The following is a 14,871-nucleotide window of genomic DNA, read 5'->3' on the forward strand; positions in this document are numbered from 1 at the left end:
GATATCGAAACAATGGACTGAGGCCAGCTGAAACAGTTCGAAAATTCAGCTCTCAAAATCCAAAAACATCAACCCAGAATGAAAGACATGAAGGCTAGTAGTACAAATTATCGGCTAGCACGATCACCTGGGTCTCGCTGCGGGTGAATACATTGTTTGCCAAATAGCCATCGCCCGCCAGGTCGGCTTCAATGATAAAAGTATAGGTTCCGTCTAGCTGCATATTAGCAGTAGTGGGCAGCGTTACGTCTACACTCGTGCTAGGGGCTATCACCGTGGGCGTGGTGAAAATAACATCGGTATACACAGCAGACGTGGGCCCGCTGATGACTACGTTGATCGGCAGATTCTGGAGCGTGATGGACTCGTTGCTGTGGTTGCGGAGGCGGAGCCGGATGGGCTCGGCAGCACCATAGGAGAAGCCACAGGCAGGGCGCGTGGGCGTAAGCATATCCACAATGCCAATATCATTGTCGGCGTACACTACTATGTCGTCCAGCTGCCACTGCATGGTACCCGTATTGTTGTTGTCGGTAAACCAGAAGCGGATCAGCACACTGGCCTGGTTTTCGGCTGCTGCCGGCAGCGGCAGTATCTCCTGGGTAAGGCCCGCAGGTAGTGGGCTGGGAAACTTGTTGTTGTCGTAGGGGGTTGTTCGAATATTGGTCCAGCTAGCGCCACCGTCCAGGCTGTATTGTACGCGCCCAACCCGACCTTCTATGCCGTCCCAGCGGCTGTAGTAGGAGAGCTTCAGGTTACTACGTCCCTGTGTGGAGATGGCAGGCAGCCGTAGTTCCACCGTGTTTGGGGCACCCGCGTCAGGATCGGTGAGCTGCAGGTAATAGCTGCCAGAGCCACTGCTTAGCACCGGAAAATTCTGCACCACCCAGTTGGCACTCCCCTGTTGGGCTATGCGGCTCCAGCCCGCCGGCAGGGTATTACCGCCAGCTGTATTGAAACTCTCGCTCAGCAAAACATCTCCTCGGGCAGATCCCCCAAAAACAGATGCAAACGAAAAAATTGCCAGAAAAAGAAAGCGCAAGCGAAAAGAGTAGATTACAGCCATATGCAGCGTATTACACTTGAGATAGACGTAAACCAAATATAGAAAGAAAAATCAATACCTAAATAAAACGAGACCTAAAATGTTCGATACATTCAGTTAATGTGTAGCTGAGCGTAAATTATACCTGCAAACAGCACCTGGAGCTGCTGGCACAGGGCGTAGGGAACCTGCACTTCTACGTAATGTAAAACACCAGCCCCCTTGTAGAGCTGGTGCGCATGCTAAAGAAGCAGAAGGCCCAGGGCCCCAAAAAACGCAGCACCCGCTACAGGTACTGCCCGGCATCGCCGGTATAGGTGGCGGGTGTAAGCAGCTTTAGCTCGTTCTTCACCTCCATGGGTACATCCAGGGTTTCAATAAACGCCTGGATCTCGGCCCTGCCGATGTGGGCGCCGGTTCGAGTCAGCTCCTTCAGCTTCTCGTAGGGTTTGGGGTAGCCCTCTCTGCGGAGGATGGTCTGTATGGGTTCGGCCAGTATGGCCCAGTTGGCCTCCAGGGCTACCTCTATACGGCTGGCATTCAGCTCCAGCTTGCTCAGTCCCTTCTGCAGGCTGCTGAGTGCCAGCAGGCTGTGGCCTATGGGCACCCCTATGTTTCGCAGCACGGTGCTGTCGGTCAGGTCTCGCTGCAGGCGGCTCAGCGGCAGCTTGTTGCTCAGGTGGTCAAATAGCGCGTTGGCAATGCCCAGGTTTCCCTCGGCATTTTCGAAGTCGATGGGGTTTACCTTGTGCGGCATGGCGCTGCTACCCACCTCTCCGGGCACAATCTTCTGCTTGAAGTAGTCCATACTGATGTAGGTCCACAGGTCTCGGCACAGGTCGATGAGGATGACATTGATGCGCCTCAGATTGTCCCATATCGCGCTTAGGCCGTCGTACTGATCTATCTGTGTGGTGGCCTGGCTGCGTTCCAGCCCCAGGGTATGGTTCACAAAGCGGTTGGCAAAGTCTCGCCAGACGATATGCGGATAAGCTACCTGATGGGCATTGAAGTTGCCCGTAGCACCCCCGAACTTGGCCGGGAAGGGCAGGGTGCGCAGGCTGGCAAACTGCTTGGTCAGCCGGTCTACAAACACGTACAGCTCCTTGCCCACAGTGGTGGGGCTGGCCGGCTGGCCGTGGGTGTGGGCCAGCATGGGCACATCCTTCCACTGCACGGCCAGGCTGTGCAGGGCCTTCAGCACCTGGCTCATGGCCCGGTGATACACCTGCTGCAGGGCATCGCGCAGCAGCATGGGCACAGCCGTGTTATTTACATCCTGGCTGGTTAGGCCAAAGTGTACAAACTCGCTCAGGCGCGCGCGTTGGTTTTCGCTCAGGTCGTCCAGTCGGCTTATTTGTTCCTTTATCCAGTATTCCAGGGCCTTCACATCGTGGTTGGTGGTGCGCTCCAGGGCCTTAATGGCGGCGGCCTCCTGGGGGCTAAAGTCGCGGTAGGCCTGGCGCAGGATTTCCTTGTCGGGTGCGCTGATGGGGGGCATCTGGGGCAGGCCCAGCTGGTCTAGCGCCATCAGGTATTCGATCTCGACAATCAGGCGGTAGCGAATCAGCCCAAATTCGCTGAAGTAAGGGGCTAGTTCTTCGATTTTACTGCGATAGCGGCCATCGAGTGGGCCGATGGCCGTGAGGGCTTGTAGTTCCATCCGCAAATATAGCAAAGCTCCCCTGTAGGTACGGGCGGGGCGGGGGGATGGGGCCACTGCCCTGGGGGCTAGCTGCCTAGCCGGAGTGCACGCAGCTGCACGTCCTGCTGCAGGAACAAGCTGGCATGGTCCTGAAAACCGGGTGTAAGGTCGCTTACCCAGAACTGGTGGCGGGGAACATCGGGTGTGCTGCGGAGCAGGCCACGCTGGGCAAGGTCTGTGGCCACCTCTGCGGCCACGGTTGCCGAAGAGGTGATAACGGACACCCCCGCCGGAAAGCTGTGGGCCAGCAGCTGCTGTATCTGCCGGGCGATCATGGGGTAGTGGGTGCAGCCTAGCACCAGGCTGTCGATAGAGGCAAAATAGCGGCGGTCCAGGTACGTAGCCAGCACCTCCTGCATTACGTGGGTATCCTTCCAGCCCTCCTCGATAAGCGGCACCAGCAGGGGGGTGGCCCGGGTGATCACCTGGGCATTGGGCTCCAGCTGATGTATACGCTCCTGGTAGGCACCACTTGCTACCGTGGTGCGCGTGCCTATTACACCAATAATCTTGCTGCTACTGACTGCCAGGGCTGCCTGTACCGCCGGGCTGATCACCTCGTACACGGGGATGGAGCCCGCGGCCTGCCGCACTACATCCAGGGCAACGGCCGTGGCCGTGTTACAGGCTATCACAATGGCCTTTACATCCTGGCTCACCAGATATTGGGTAATGGCGGTGGCATAGGAGCGCACCTGTGCCGGACTCTTGTCTCCGTACGGCAGGTGGGCGGTATCGCCTACATAGAGGATCTGCTCCTGCGGTAGCTCCTGCATCAGGGTCTGCACAATGGTAAGCCCCCCTATCCCGCTATCAAACACCCCAATGGGCCTGCTGTCATTCATTGTCCTTGCGTGCTTTCTGCTTGATTTGCTGATTACGCGCTACTAAACGAAATCGATAAGCGACTGAGGACAGGTGCAGCCTTCTGCCTATCCCCCCTCTCTGCCCCCGCAGTGGGCACGAAAAAGAGGAGGTACCAGCGGAGACGGACTACTTGCCGCCCGTACCGCTCTCGGGGGTGGTAGCCTCGGGCAGGCCTCCCTCTCCCTTCAGGCGTTTCTCCAGCTCGGGGGTTACCTCCACACCCAGCTTGCCCAGCAGGGGGATGGTAATATCGTGCTCCTCGGGCTGATACAGCAGCACCGATCCGCCGCCCAGCGTGGCATTGATGATGTAGCTATAGCCTTTCTCTTTGGCAATTCCGTCTATGGCTGCCTTCAGCTTATCTGCCAGGGGCTCTAGCAGCTCGCTGCGTTTTTTCTGCATCTGGCCTTCGGCATCGCCTATGTAGCCCTCTATCTCCTCCTGCAGCTTCACCAGCTCCTCCTGGCGCTTCTGCACCTCGGGCTGGGTGGCCGCAGCGCTCTGCGAAAACTCCTGTAGCTCCTGGTACTTACTCTGCAGGTATTGCTGCTTGATGTTGATGTTCTCCTGGTACTTCTGCTGTAGCGTGCGCAGCTGCTGGTCTATGCCCTTGTATTCGGGCATCATCAGCAGCACCACCTCGGCATTGGTGTAGCCTATTTTCATCTGTGCTAGCAGGGCCATGCCAGGCATAAGCAGCAGAGCCAGGATAAGGAGTTTTTTCATTGCAAATGCGACTTCAGGAAAAAATGAGGACAAAGATAGTTTATTTGGCGGAATCGGTACCGGGGGTAACACCCAGCTTCTGCATTACGGCTGTAGAGAGGTCGTTGCGCGGATCGGCGTAGAAGAGCACAGCCGAGCCCGCACGGTCCATCACCACATCCAGCCGGCGCTCAGCGGCTATCTGCTTTACGGCCTCGTACATCTTGTCTTGTATGGGCTTCATCTTTTCCTCGCGCTGCTTGAAGAGCTCGCCGTCGTAGCCGAATTTTTCTTTCTGGAAGGTCTTTGCCTCCTGCTCCAGCTGCATGATTTCGTCTTGCAGGCGCTTTTTATCCTCCTTGCTCAGTAGCACCTCCTTGGCGCGGTAGTCCTGATACTTTTGCTCGATGGCAGCGTACTGTGCATCCAGATTTTCCTGCCATTTCTTGGCCAGGTCGTCCATTTCGCGCTGCACGGCTTTATACTCGGTCATCTGGCCAAGGATACGCTGACTATCAATGTAACCAAACTTCTGAGCCTGGGCTGCGCCAGCCAGTAGGCTCAGTGCAAATAGAAAAACCAAACGTTTCATGATGGTGTGGGGGATTGGGTGAAACTAGAACTGCTGGCCAATAAGGAAGTGAAAGCGATTGGGCAAACCCCTTCCGGGTACCTGCTCATCAAAAGGCATAGCAAAATCCAGGCCAAGTAAGCCAAACATGGGCAGGAACAGGCGAATGCCCACGCCACCAGCGCGGTACATTTCGAAGGGATCGAAATCGCTGAAACTAGCCCATCCATTGCTGGCCTCCAGGAAGGTGTGAAACCACACGTTGGCGGCGGGCGATAGCACCACGGGCTGCCGTAGCTCCAGCGTGTACTTGCTGTACACGGTGCCCCCGCCATTCGGGCTGAGGAACTGCTCGTAGCCGCGGCCGGCTATGATTTCTCTGCCATCCAGGTTGAAGCCCGCCAGGCCATCGCCGCCTATGTAGAAGCGCTCAAAGGGAGATACACCCAGCTGTCGATTATAGGCACCCAGGAAGCCGAACATGGCACGGGGGTAGAGTACCAGCGGCAGCTTACCCTTGGTCAGGCGCATATAGGCCTCAGCCCTGAACTTCCACTTGTGGAACTCCAGAAACTGGTAGCGAAACTCAGACTCCACCTTGTCATAGTTGGTGTTATTGAATGCCGAGTAGGGAGGGGTGAACTCTACAGACAGTGAGATGGAAGAGCCCGTAGTGGGGAAGATGGGGCTGTTTGTGCTGGTCCGGTCTATGGTCTGCCGAATGCTGAAGATGTTGATGAAGCCATTGGGCACAGCGGGGAAGAAGTTTTGAGCGTTTCGTACGTGGTAGTAGCGGTAGCCCAGGGTGGTGAAAGAGCGGAAGTAGTCATCCGGCAGCTTCAGCCTCCGGCCCAGGTCTACCGATAGTCCGTAGATATTTACCCTAAACCGGCTGGAGGGTACGCTCTGTATACTGTAGTTGGTATTGATACCCAGGCTATTGGGCTTGTGGCCACCAAACCAGGGCTCCACAAAACCAATACTGTAGTTCTGAAATCCGCGGCCGTTTACCTGCATCTGTAGCGTAAGCTGCTGGCCATCTCCCTTGGGCACTGGCTGCCACCCGCCTCTTTTGAAGATGCGCCTGGAACTAAAGTTATTCAGCGTAACGCCTATGGTGCCTACCAGGCCCCCGCCTATGTTGTTTCCGTTATTTGCCTGTACCCGGCCACCCCAGCCAGCCTGGAAGAAGAGGCGGTCATTGGCCTTTTCTTCCACTTGGTACTTAATGTCTACCGTTCCCTTCTCGGGATTGGGCTCTGGCACTACATTCAGGGTTTGCTCATTGAAGTAGCCCAGCTGGATCAGCTCGCGCTGGCTACGGATGATTTCGGCCCGGCTAAAGCGGTTGCCCGGCAGGGTGCGCAGTTCCCGTATCACCACATAGTCACTGGTTACGGTATTGCCCTCCAGGATGATCCGATCATAGTAGGCGATAGGCCCCTCGAAGATCTGCATCTCCAGGTCTACCGAGTCTCCTGCCACAGCCAGCTCCACCGGCTCTACGCGGAAGAAGAGGTAGCCCTGATCTTGATACAGGCTGCTGATGTCAAAGCCCGCAGGATCGGCATACAGCCGCTTTTGCAGCTCCTTGTCGCTATACACATCACCCTTCTCCAGGTTCAGCAGGGTATCCAGGGTTCCGGTGGTGTACTTCACGTTGCCCTGCCAGGTGATGTTCCGGATGAAATACTGCCTACCCTCGTACATGTCCATCTCCACCGCTACCCTGCGCCTACCTGGCAGCGCATACACCGTATCACGGCGTATATCAGCATCTCGATAACCCTTTTCGTGCAGAAAATCGCGTATAGCCTGCTTGTCTTCCTCAAATTCCTTGGGCACAAACTTGCTGCGCTTGAAAATCCGGTAGATGCGACGCTCCTTCGTATTGGTCATTACGCCACGGAGCTGGCTCTCTGAGAACTTGCTGAGGCCATTTATGCGGATATCCGCCACCTTGTAGCGCTTGCCCTTGTCTACCTTGAGCAGGATAATGATGCCCTCTGGGCTGTTGGGGTCCTTTTCCACCTCCACATCCACCTGTGTTTGGTAATAGCCCTTCTCCTGGAAGTAGCTTTTTATGACCCGAATGGCATTTCGGCGCTTGGCATCGGTAAAGCGCTGGCCACGCACAAGCTTTATGTTCTCGCGCAGGTCATCGGCCTGCCCCTTTTTGATACCCCGGAAGGCGTATTTCGAGATTCGGGGCTTCTCCTCCACCACCAGGGTGATGAAGAGGCGCTGTGCCTCGTGCCGGTCTATGCGGATCTGTACATCGGCAAAGACGTTCTGCTTCCATATATTCCGGATGGCATCGGCAAACTGCTCGCCGGGTATATCAATGCTCTGGCCCAGCGTGAGGCCGCTCAGCGAACGCACGGCGTCTTCGCTGATGGTGCTGCCGTTGCCCTCAATGGCAATGCCTGCTAATACATAGGTGCCGGGAGATAGTACATCCTGGGCCCATACTACCTGCGCCAGGCTGACTAGCACCAGCCAGATGCGAACGCGTTTTGACATTAGGCTTGCAACTGTTCTGAGGTTTTTCCGAAGCGCCTCTCTCGCGCCTGGTAGTGCCGAATGGCATCGAAAAGGTCTTCGCGCCGAAAGTCTGGCCATAGCTTTTCGCACACATACAGCTCGCTGTAGGCAATCTCCCAGAGCAAGAAGTTTGAGAGGCGCATTTCGCCGCTGGTGCGTATAAGCAGTTCCGGATCGGGCATAAAGGACGTACTGAGGTGATGGCTTACAAGGGCGCTATCAATCTCCTCTGGTTTCAATTGGCCCAGCTGTACTTTGCGCGCCAGCGCTTGGCAGGCCTGTACCAAGTCGGCCCTACTGCCATAGCTGAGGGCCAGGGTTAGGGTTAGGGCCTGGTTTTTATCGGTTAGCGCCATGGCCTCCTGTAGCTCGCGCTGGCACCTGCCTGGCAGCGCTTCCAGGTTGCCAATGACCCGTAGCCGCACGCCGTTTTCATGCAAGAGATTTGCCTCCCTGCGCAGGGCACTTACCAGCAGCTGCATCAGTGCATTGATTTCGGTCTTGGGTCGATTCCAGTTTTCGGTACTGAAGGTGTAGAGCGTTAGATACGGTATGCCGATCTGCACACAGCCCTCTACCACATCGCGCACAGATTTCAGGGCCGACTTGTGCCCAAAGACCCGTAGGTTACCCCGCTGCTTGGCCCATCGGCCATTGCCATCCATGATGATGGCCACGTGCCGAGGCATCTTGTGGGGGTCCAATACGGGCTCTGTCATACGATTGGGTGTCGCGCGGCACAAAGATAGCAGAACCCAAACAAAACGGGCGCACAGCACTGAACTGTACGCCCGTTTAAAGCTTTTTTAAGTAAAACGTTAGAATTTCGGGCAGCGCTCGGGCTTATCCAGGATGTAGGACAGGGTGATGGTAGTAAAGGAATACCAGTCCTGGTTATTCTTATTACCCCGTATCTCTCCCGCAAAGCGCCAGGCACCGGGCCGCTCTCCGCTTATGGGATCGGGATCCAGGGCTGTGCCAAAGGCATTATACACGCTACGATCGCTAAACAGGGCAGCCTTGATCTGGCCTTGATCATAGAATTCCTGCAAGGGTACGTAAGCAGCTGTAGGACGCACTTGGCCGTTGGCAAACTGGAAGTCTTGGGGAGCAATATCTCCGGATACGTCATCGAGGTAATCCGTGAAGGTCTTACGGAAGCCCATCTCAAAGCGGATGTCCATACGGTCGTTCAGCTTTCGGCGTACGCCAAACCCAAAGGGGATAGAAATCTGCGTTAGGGAATAGGGCGTGTTGTAGGCACCGTTGGGGTCATTCAGCTGCTGGCCCTCTGTGCCCAGTGGCTGTAGGGGCACCCATTCGTTGGTGCTTTCAAAAAGACCGGGGAATCGATCTACCCATTCCTGACTTGGCTGCGCTTTGGGCGAAAAGTTAAACACAGCCAGACCGGTGAAGATATAGGGGCTCCAGTTGGGACGATAGCGGTAGTGGCGCTGTGTGGCGAAAAACTCATACACCAACTGCGCACTCACCTCTGTAATGTGCGAGCGGAAGCTGAGGTTTCGAACTTCGCGTGTAGGCTCATTACTCAGTTTATCCTTGGCACCTATCCAGCCCTGGCTGAACGCAAAGCGTACAAACATGTGGGGGTGGAAATGGTAGTTCAGCTGAGCAGTCATACCCGGGCGCAGTAGCACAATGGGATTTCCTATTTTTTCCTCTCCATCAAACGCGTTCCAGAAGTCGAACCCGTTATCATCCAGATCGCCCTGATAGTGAGACACCCCAATGCCTAGGCCGGCACTAAAGTAGTTGTAGCGCCGCTGTGCGTGTGCCTGCGTAGCAAAGAGCAGCAGAAAAGTTAGTAGAGCCAGGTTTTTTATCAATCGCATACGAATGCGGATTTTACGTTGTGGCCAAAGATATAAAAAATCAATAACAGGGCACTCAAATAGCAGGGAAAGTTCTAACAAAAAAACTTATGCCTTGTCGTATTGTCTTTGGCCCAGCTTGGCGGATAGATACTCGCGATTCATGCGAGCGATGTGGGTGAGCGAGATGCCTTTGGGGCACTCGGCCTCGCATGCGCCAGTATTGCTACAGTTGCCAAAGCCTTCGGCATCCATTTGGGCAACCATGGAGCGCACACGCTCGCGCTTTTCAGGCTGGCCCTGGGGCAGTAGCGAGAGGTGGCTTACCTTGGCCGATACAAAGAGCATGGCCGAGGCATTCTTGCATGCAGCTACGCAGGCACCGCAGCCTATGCAGGCAGCAGCCTCAAAGGCAAAGTCGGAGATCGGCTTGGGAATCGGAATCTGGTTGGCTTCGGGGGCAGTGCCGGTGTCTACGCTCACAAAACCACCAGCCTGCTGAATACGGTCGAAAGCCGAGCGGTCTACCACCAGGTCCTTTACCACCGGGAAGGCGCGAGCACGCCAGGGCTCCACCACAATGTGATCGCCCGCCTTGAAGGCACGCATGTGCAGCTGGCAGGCCGTGGTGAGTGCCTGTGGCCCGTGTGCCCGTCCGTTTATGTACATACCACAGCTACCGCATATACCCTCTCGGCAGTCGTGCTCAAATTCCACAGGCTGCTTGTTGCTCTTAATCAGCTGCTCATTCAGCACATCCAGCATCTCCAGGAACGACATGTCGGTAGAGATGTCCTTCAGCGGATAGGTTTCAAAGCTTCCTTTCGCCTTGGCATCGGGCTGGCGCCATACTTCTACGGTGATATCAATCTTTTTGTTCATGGCTCCTTTACTATTTATAGCTACGTTGTACCAGTTTCACGTTTTCGAAAGTTAGCTGCTCTTTGTGGAGCTCCCAGTCATCTCCCCGCCGCTCCCAGGCTGCCGCATAGGCGTAGTCGTCGTCATTGCGCACAGCCTCGCCTTCGGCACTCATATATTCTTCGCGCAGGTGGCAGCCGCAGCTTTCCTTGCGGTGCAGGGCGTCCTTTATCATCAGCTCGCCCAGTTCCAGGAAGTCCGCCACTCGGTTGGCCTTTTCCAGGCTCTGGTTCAGGCTGGCAGCACTGCCTTGCACATTCACGTCCTTCCAGAATACCTCGCGCAGGGCACGGTACTGATCCAAGGCCGCGCTTAGGTCGGCTTCGTTGCGGGTAATGCCGCAGTTGTCCCACAGGATCTTACCACTCTGGCGGTGTATCTCATCCACCGTCTTACTGCCACGGATGCTGAGCAGCTTTTCCAGGCGCTCGGTGGTTTCGCGTTCCGCATCCTGGTAGGCAGCCCCGGCGATGTCGTCTTTTTTGTAGTCCACCCCAGCCAGGTAGTCGCCTATGGTGTAGGGGATCACAAAATAGCCATCGGCCAGCCCCTGCATCAGGGCACTGGCACCCAGGCGGTTTGCGCCATGGTCAGAGAAATTGGCCTCACCCAGGGCAAACAGCCCGGGTATGTTGGTCATCAGGTTATAGTCTACCCACAGGCCCCCCATGGTGTAGTGCACAGCGGGGTAGATCCGCATGGGCACCTCATAGGGGTTCTCGTCGGTTATCTTCTGATACATCTCGAAGAGGTTTCCATAGCGGGCCTCTATCACATCGCGCCCCAGGCGCTGTATGGCATCGCGAAAGTCCAGGTAGACAGCCAGGCCACTCTCTCCCACCCCTTTGCCCTCATCGCACTGATACTTGGCGTTTCGGCTGGCCACATCGCGGGGCACCAGGTTGCCGAATGCGGGATAGATTCGCTCCAGGTAATAGTCGCGCTCCGAGTCTGGAATGCTGTTGGGGTGCCGTTTGTCTCCTGCTTGCTTGGGCACCCACACGCGGCCATCGTTTCGCAGGCTCTCGCTCATCAGGGTCAGCTTGCTCTGGTAGTCGCCGCTAACGGGTATGCAGGTGGGGTGTACCTGTACGAAGCTGGGGTTGGCAAAGTAGGCGCCCTTCCTGTGGGCACGCCAGGCAGCGGTAGCATTACTGTGCTTGGCATTGGTACTCAGGTAGTAGGCATTGCCGTAGCCGCCTGTGCACAGCAGCACTGCGTGGCCAAAGTGGCGCTCCACCTTGCCACTCACCAGGTCTCGGGTTATGATGCCCTTGCACACGCCGTCTACCACCACAATGTCCATTAGCTCGGTTTTGGTGTAGCTCTGCACCTGGCCGGTAGCGATCATGCGGTTCAGGGCACTGTAGGCACCCAGTAGCAGCTGCTGGCCTGTCTGGCCCCGTGCGTAGAAGGTACGACTAACCTGGGTGCCCCCAAAGGAGCGGGTGGTGAGGTAGCCGCCATACTCGCGGGCAAAGGGTACGCCCTGGGCCACGCACTGGTCTATGATGTTTACCGATACCTCGGCCAGGCGGTGCACATTGGCTTCGCGGGCACGAAAGTCGCCTCCTTTTACGGTATCATAAAACAGGCGGTGGATGCTATCGCCGTCATTCCGGTAGTTCTTGGCCGCATTTATGCCACCCTGGGCTGCAATAGAGTGGGCACGGCGCGGGCTATCGTGGTAGGTAAATACCTTCACATTGTAGCCCAGCTCGGCCAGAGAGGCGGCAGCAGAAGCACCTGCCAGGCCGGTGCCTACCACCAGGATGTCCAGCTTCCGCTTATTGTGGGGAGCCACCAGCTTGATGGAACCCTTGTGCTTGGTCCATTTGTCGGCCAGGGGGCCGTCGGGTATTTTTGAATCCAGGATAGCCATAACTGTGAGGTTAAAATAAGCCGGAACTTGCAATAAGGAAATACATGGGCACGGCGGCAAAGCCGGCCGGAACCAGTATGGCAAAGCCGTAGCCAATGGCTTGCACCGTTTGGGTTACCTTCTTGTTTACCTGCCAGCCCAGAGACTGGGTGGCACTCTGCACCCCATGTGCCAGGTGGAAGGAGAGGAAAACCATGGACAGGATGTAGAAAATGGAATACACCATCCCTAAATTACCTGCGGTGAAGGTGAAGACTACTACCGAATACAGATCGCCGGGGGCAAAACCATTCTGCTCCCACAGGCCCAGTACCTTGTACTTCACAAAGAAGCCGAATAGGTGAAGAATCAAGAAGATCAGTAGCAGGATGCCGCTCCATTTCATAAAGCGGCTGTAGAAGGTGCTGTTGGCAGCACCCGCATTGCGCTTATACTTTACCGGGCGGGCCTGGCTATTCTGCATGGCCAGGCGTAGGCCCTGTACGATGTGCAGAAAGAAGGCGAGAAAGATAACCGCCTCGGCCAGATAGATGGCCGGATTGGAGGCCATGAACTCGGCATATTCATTGAAAGCGCGTCCACCGTCCTGCTTCAGCAGCATCAGGTTGCCACTCAGGTGGCCAACGAGAAACAGGCAAAGCCCAAGGCCTGTGGTCGCCATCAGCACTTTCTTACCGATACTGGCCCGGAGTATGGGCCGATCTACTTTTACTTCCATCTTCTTTTATCTTTTTATGCGAACAAGATACAAGCCAATTTCAATACAAACCTACAAACCAAAAGGGGCGCGGGGATGGCATTTCGGGAACACGTCCGAAATTTAGATTCATTCTAAATAAAATGCCCGCCCAGGTATCCAGGTTTGGCACATCACAGTCCGATCAGGCGCCTCCAGCCGGGTCGGGGCCGGGCCGGGTCGGCCTGAGCAGCCAGCCAGGACTGTAGATCCGCCTGCTGCGCACTATACAGCTCGGCACGCGCGGCAAAGCTGCCGTGGCCGGCCAGGTAGGGGCCAATGTGGGCCATCACCCCGGGCTTATGCTGCCAGTAGTGGTATAGGAAGGGAGCCGCAGGCCTGCGTGGGCCCGCCTGCTGTAGCACGTAGCTCACTGCCAGCTGTTCCATCACATGCTTGGGGTAGGCAGCATACAGCACATCGGTCAGGGCCAGCATCCAGCCCAGCAGGTCTGCACGGCCCGGGGGCAGGCCTATTACCCCTGCATTCCACATCTCGGTATCCGGGCCTATTTGCAGGGGCGCGCCTACCAGCGTAAAGCGGTTTCTACGCGCAAAGCGTGCCACCTTGCGGGGCAGGATGCCGTTGGGCCGGGCCAGGCTGTACTCGTATTCATGCTGATAGAAAACCCCCTCCTGCTCGATGGCCGCCAGGGCCGGGCGCGGGTCCTGCACAAAAAAGGTATCGGTATCCAGGTAAAAAAGGGCGTGCCCCTCTCGGGCGGCGTGGCGTAGCACCTCCAGCTTTACCCGGTGCACAAACTGCTGGGGCCCCGCCCAGTCGGCCAGCTGCCCGGGGCTGAGGGCCACCGGCTGGATGTGTGGCCAAGCGGCATACTGCCGGGCGAGTGCCTCGGGCTGATCCGTATACAGCCGGATGGGCCACTGCGCCCAGGCATCGCCCAGCTGGTGGTAGAGGCTATGCAGGCAGTAGTGCGCCTGTGCATAGATGTCGGGCCGACCGTACACCTGTAGTACAAAGGATAACGCCATGGTGCAAAGCTAGGCTTTTCGGGCACTGTGTGAGCGAGAGAAACCGGTACATAGCGCTAGAAACTGCACCATTCTATCCAAATATCCGTTTATTGGACATGAAACAGATATTGTTTGGGCTACTGGCAGGCTGCCTGGCCTGCCAGGCACAGGAGAAAACGGATACTTATTCCTATAATGCAGATATGGACCTACCAGCAGGTACGGAAACGGCCACCTTCGGGAGCGGATGCTTCTGGTGCACAGAGGCGATCTTTCAGCGCACGGCAGGGGTGCTGCGGGTGCGCGCTGGCTACGCCGGCGGACACGTAAAAAACCCCAGCTACCAGGCGGTGTGCGGGGGCACCACCGGCCATGCCGAGGTAGTGCAGGTGGACTACGACCCCAAGGTAATTGGCTATGACGAACTGCTGGAGATATTCTGGAAGACGCACGACCCCACTACCCTAAACCGCCAGGGCAATGATGTGGGGACGCAGTACCGGTCGGTTGTGTTTTACCACACCGAGGCACAAAAAGAAACCGCCGAGGCCTACCGCGCAAAGCTGGACAAGGCCCACATCTGGAAAGACCCCATTGTAACGGAGATTAGCCCGATCAGTAACTTCAGTGTGGCAGAGGACTATCACCAGAACTACTACAACCAGCATGGCAGCCAGCCCTACTGCAGTTATGTAATCACCCCCAAGGTGGAGAAATTCAAGAAGGTGTTCGCCGACAAACTCAAGCAGACCCCCTAGCGGGTGGCATGCCCCGCTGTGAGATTTCTTGTGGGCGGCATCTTGTTCTTATCTAGTATTCTACGGAAGGTGCAAAAAAGAGCCACCTGCTGGGGCCTATGGGGACTGAACCCCTATCTCACCAGCATCAGCGTACGGATCAACTCGCGCGTGCCACCCTGGCAGTCGGGCACCTGGATGTGCACCACGTAGGTACCCTCGGGCGCATCGGTGCTGCCGTCCGTGCCACGCCAGGGCTGGCTGCCCGTGTACACCAGCTGGCCCCAGCGGTTGAAGACCTGCAGGCGGTAGGCGCCATCCAGGTAGCTGGCGGGCGGGTAGGTGTCGTGCA

General features: G+C 56.6%; 14 protein-coding genes. 1 reads left to right on the plus strand and 13 read right to left on the minus strand.

Going from position 1 to position 14,871, the window contains the following annotated elements; genetic code table 11:
* Positions 1 to 94: 94 nt before the first annotated feature.
* The 12 genes from LW884_07730 to LW884_07785 all read right to left on the minus strand — a co-directional run bounded on the left by LW884_07730 (position 95) and on the right by LW884_07785 (position 13,800).
* Positions 95 to 973: a choice-of-anchor J domain-containing protein gene (locus LW884_07730; protein MCE3008217.1), complete on the minus strand. Its 879-nt coding sequence runs from the start codon at positions 971 to 973 to the stop codon at positions 95 to 97.
* Positions 974 to 1,331: 358 nt separating this feature from the next.
* A complete protein-coding gene (gene purB / locus LW884_07735; GenBank protein ID MCE3008218.1) occupies positions 1,332 to 2,708 on the minus strand; it encodes an adenylosuccinate lyase in 1,377 nt (458 codons plus the stop codon).
* Positions 2,709 to 2,776: 68 nt separating this feature from the next.
* Positions 2,777 to 3,595 carry a glutamate racemase gene (gene murI / locus LW884_07740; protein ID MCE3008219.1) on the minus strand — a complete coding sequence of 273 codons (819 nt, stop codon included), beginning with the start codon at positions 3,593 to 3,595 and terminating at the stop codon, positions 2,777 to 2,779.
* A 148-nt stretch (positions 3,596 to 3,743) separates the two neighbouring features.
* Positions 3,744 to 4,343, minus strand: a complete 600-nt coding sequence (locus tag LW884_07745; protein MCE3008220.1) for an OmpH family outer membrane protein — start codon at positions 4,341 to 4,343, stop codon at positions 3,744 to 3,746.
* A 40-nt stretch (positions 4,344 to 4,383) separates the two neighbouring features.
* Positions 4,384 to 4,914 carry an OmpH family outer membrane protein gene (locus LW884_07750; GenBank protein ID MCE3008221.1) on the minus strand — a complete coding sequence of 177 codons (531 nt, stop codon included), beginning with the start codon at positions 4,912 to 4,914 and terminating at the stop codon, positions 4,384 to 4,386.
* A gap of 24 nt (positions 4,915 to 4,938) precedes the next feature.
* The gene (bamA, locus tag LW884_07755; protein ID MCE3008222.1) at positions 4,939 to 7,416 is read right to left on the minus strand and encodes an outer membrane protein assembly factor BamA; all 2,478 of its coding nucleotides are present in this window, start codon (positions 7,414 to 7,416) and stop codon (positions 4,939 to 4,941) included.
* Positions 7,416 to 8,156 carry an isoprenyl transferase gene (locus LW884_07760; protein MCE3008223.1) on the minus strand — a complete coding sequence of 247 codons (741 nt, stop codon included), beginning with the start codon at positions 8,154 to 8,156 and terminating at the stop codon, positions 7,416 to 7,418. The genes bamA and LW884_07760 overlap by 1 nt, the downstream gene beginning before the upstream one ends.
* A 99-nt stretch (positions 8,157 to 8,255) precedes the next feature.
* Complete coding sequence (locus LW884_07765) at positions 8,256 to 9,290, minus strand: DUF6089 family protein (protein MCE3008224.1); 1,035 nt, start codon at positions 9,288 to 9,290, stop codon at positions 8,256 to 8,258.
* Positions 9,291 to 9,377: 87 nt separating this feature from the next.
* Entirely contained in the window at positions 9,378 to 10,151 is a 774-nt protein-coding gene (locus tag LW884_07770) for a succinate dehydrogenase/fumarate reductase iron-sulfur subunit (GenBank protein ID MCE3008225.1), read from the minus strand.
* 10 nt (positions 10,152 to 10,161) lie between these two features.
* Positions 10,162 to 12,072, minus strand: a complete 1,911-nt coding sequence (locus LW884_07775; protein ID MCE3008226.1) for a fumarate reductase/succinate dehydrogenase flavoprotein subunit — start codon at positions 12,070 to 12,072, stop codon at positions 10,162 to 10,164.
* 10 nt (positions 12,073 to 12,082) lie between these two features.
* Positions 12,083 to 12,790 (minus strand): succinate dehydrogenase cytochrome b subunit, encoded by a 708-nt coding sequence (locus tag LW884_07780; GenBank protein ID MCE3008227.1) that lies wholly within the window; start codon positions 12,788 to 12,790, stop codon positions 12,083 to 12,085.
* 152 nt (positions 12,791 to 12,942) lie between these two features.
* Complete coding sequence (locus tag LW884_07785; protein ID MCE3008228.1) at positions 12,943 to 13,800, minus strand: hypothetical protein; 858 nt, start codon at positions 13,798 to 13,800, stop codon at positions 12,943 to 12,945.
* Positions 13,801 to 13,898: 98 nt separating this feature from the next.
* Here LW884_07785 and msrA point away from each other — a divergent pair, with 98 nt between their 5' ends.
* Positions 13,899 to 14,540: a peptide-methionine (S)-S-oxide reductase MsrA gene (msrA, locus tag LW884_07790; GenBank protein MCE3008229.1), complete on the plus strand. Its 642-nt coding sequence runs from the start codon at positions 13,899 to 13,901 to the stop codon at positions 14,538 to 14,540.
* A 113-nt stretch (positions 14,541 to 14,653) separates the two neighbouring features.
* Here msrA and LW884_07795 read toward each other — a convergent pair.
* Positions 14,654 to 14,871, minus strand: a 218-nt coding sequence (locus tag LW884_07795) for a gliding motility-associated C-terminal domain-containing protein (GenBank protein ID MCE3008230.1), incomplete at its 5' end; no start/stop codon positions are given.

The sequence above is a fragment of the Bacteroidota bacterium genome (assembly GCA_021300195.1).
Lineage (GTDB): Bacteria > Bacteroidota > Bacteroidia > J057 > JAJTIE01 > JAJTIE01.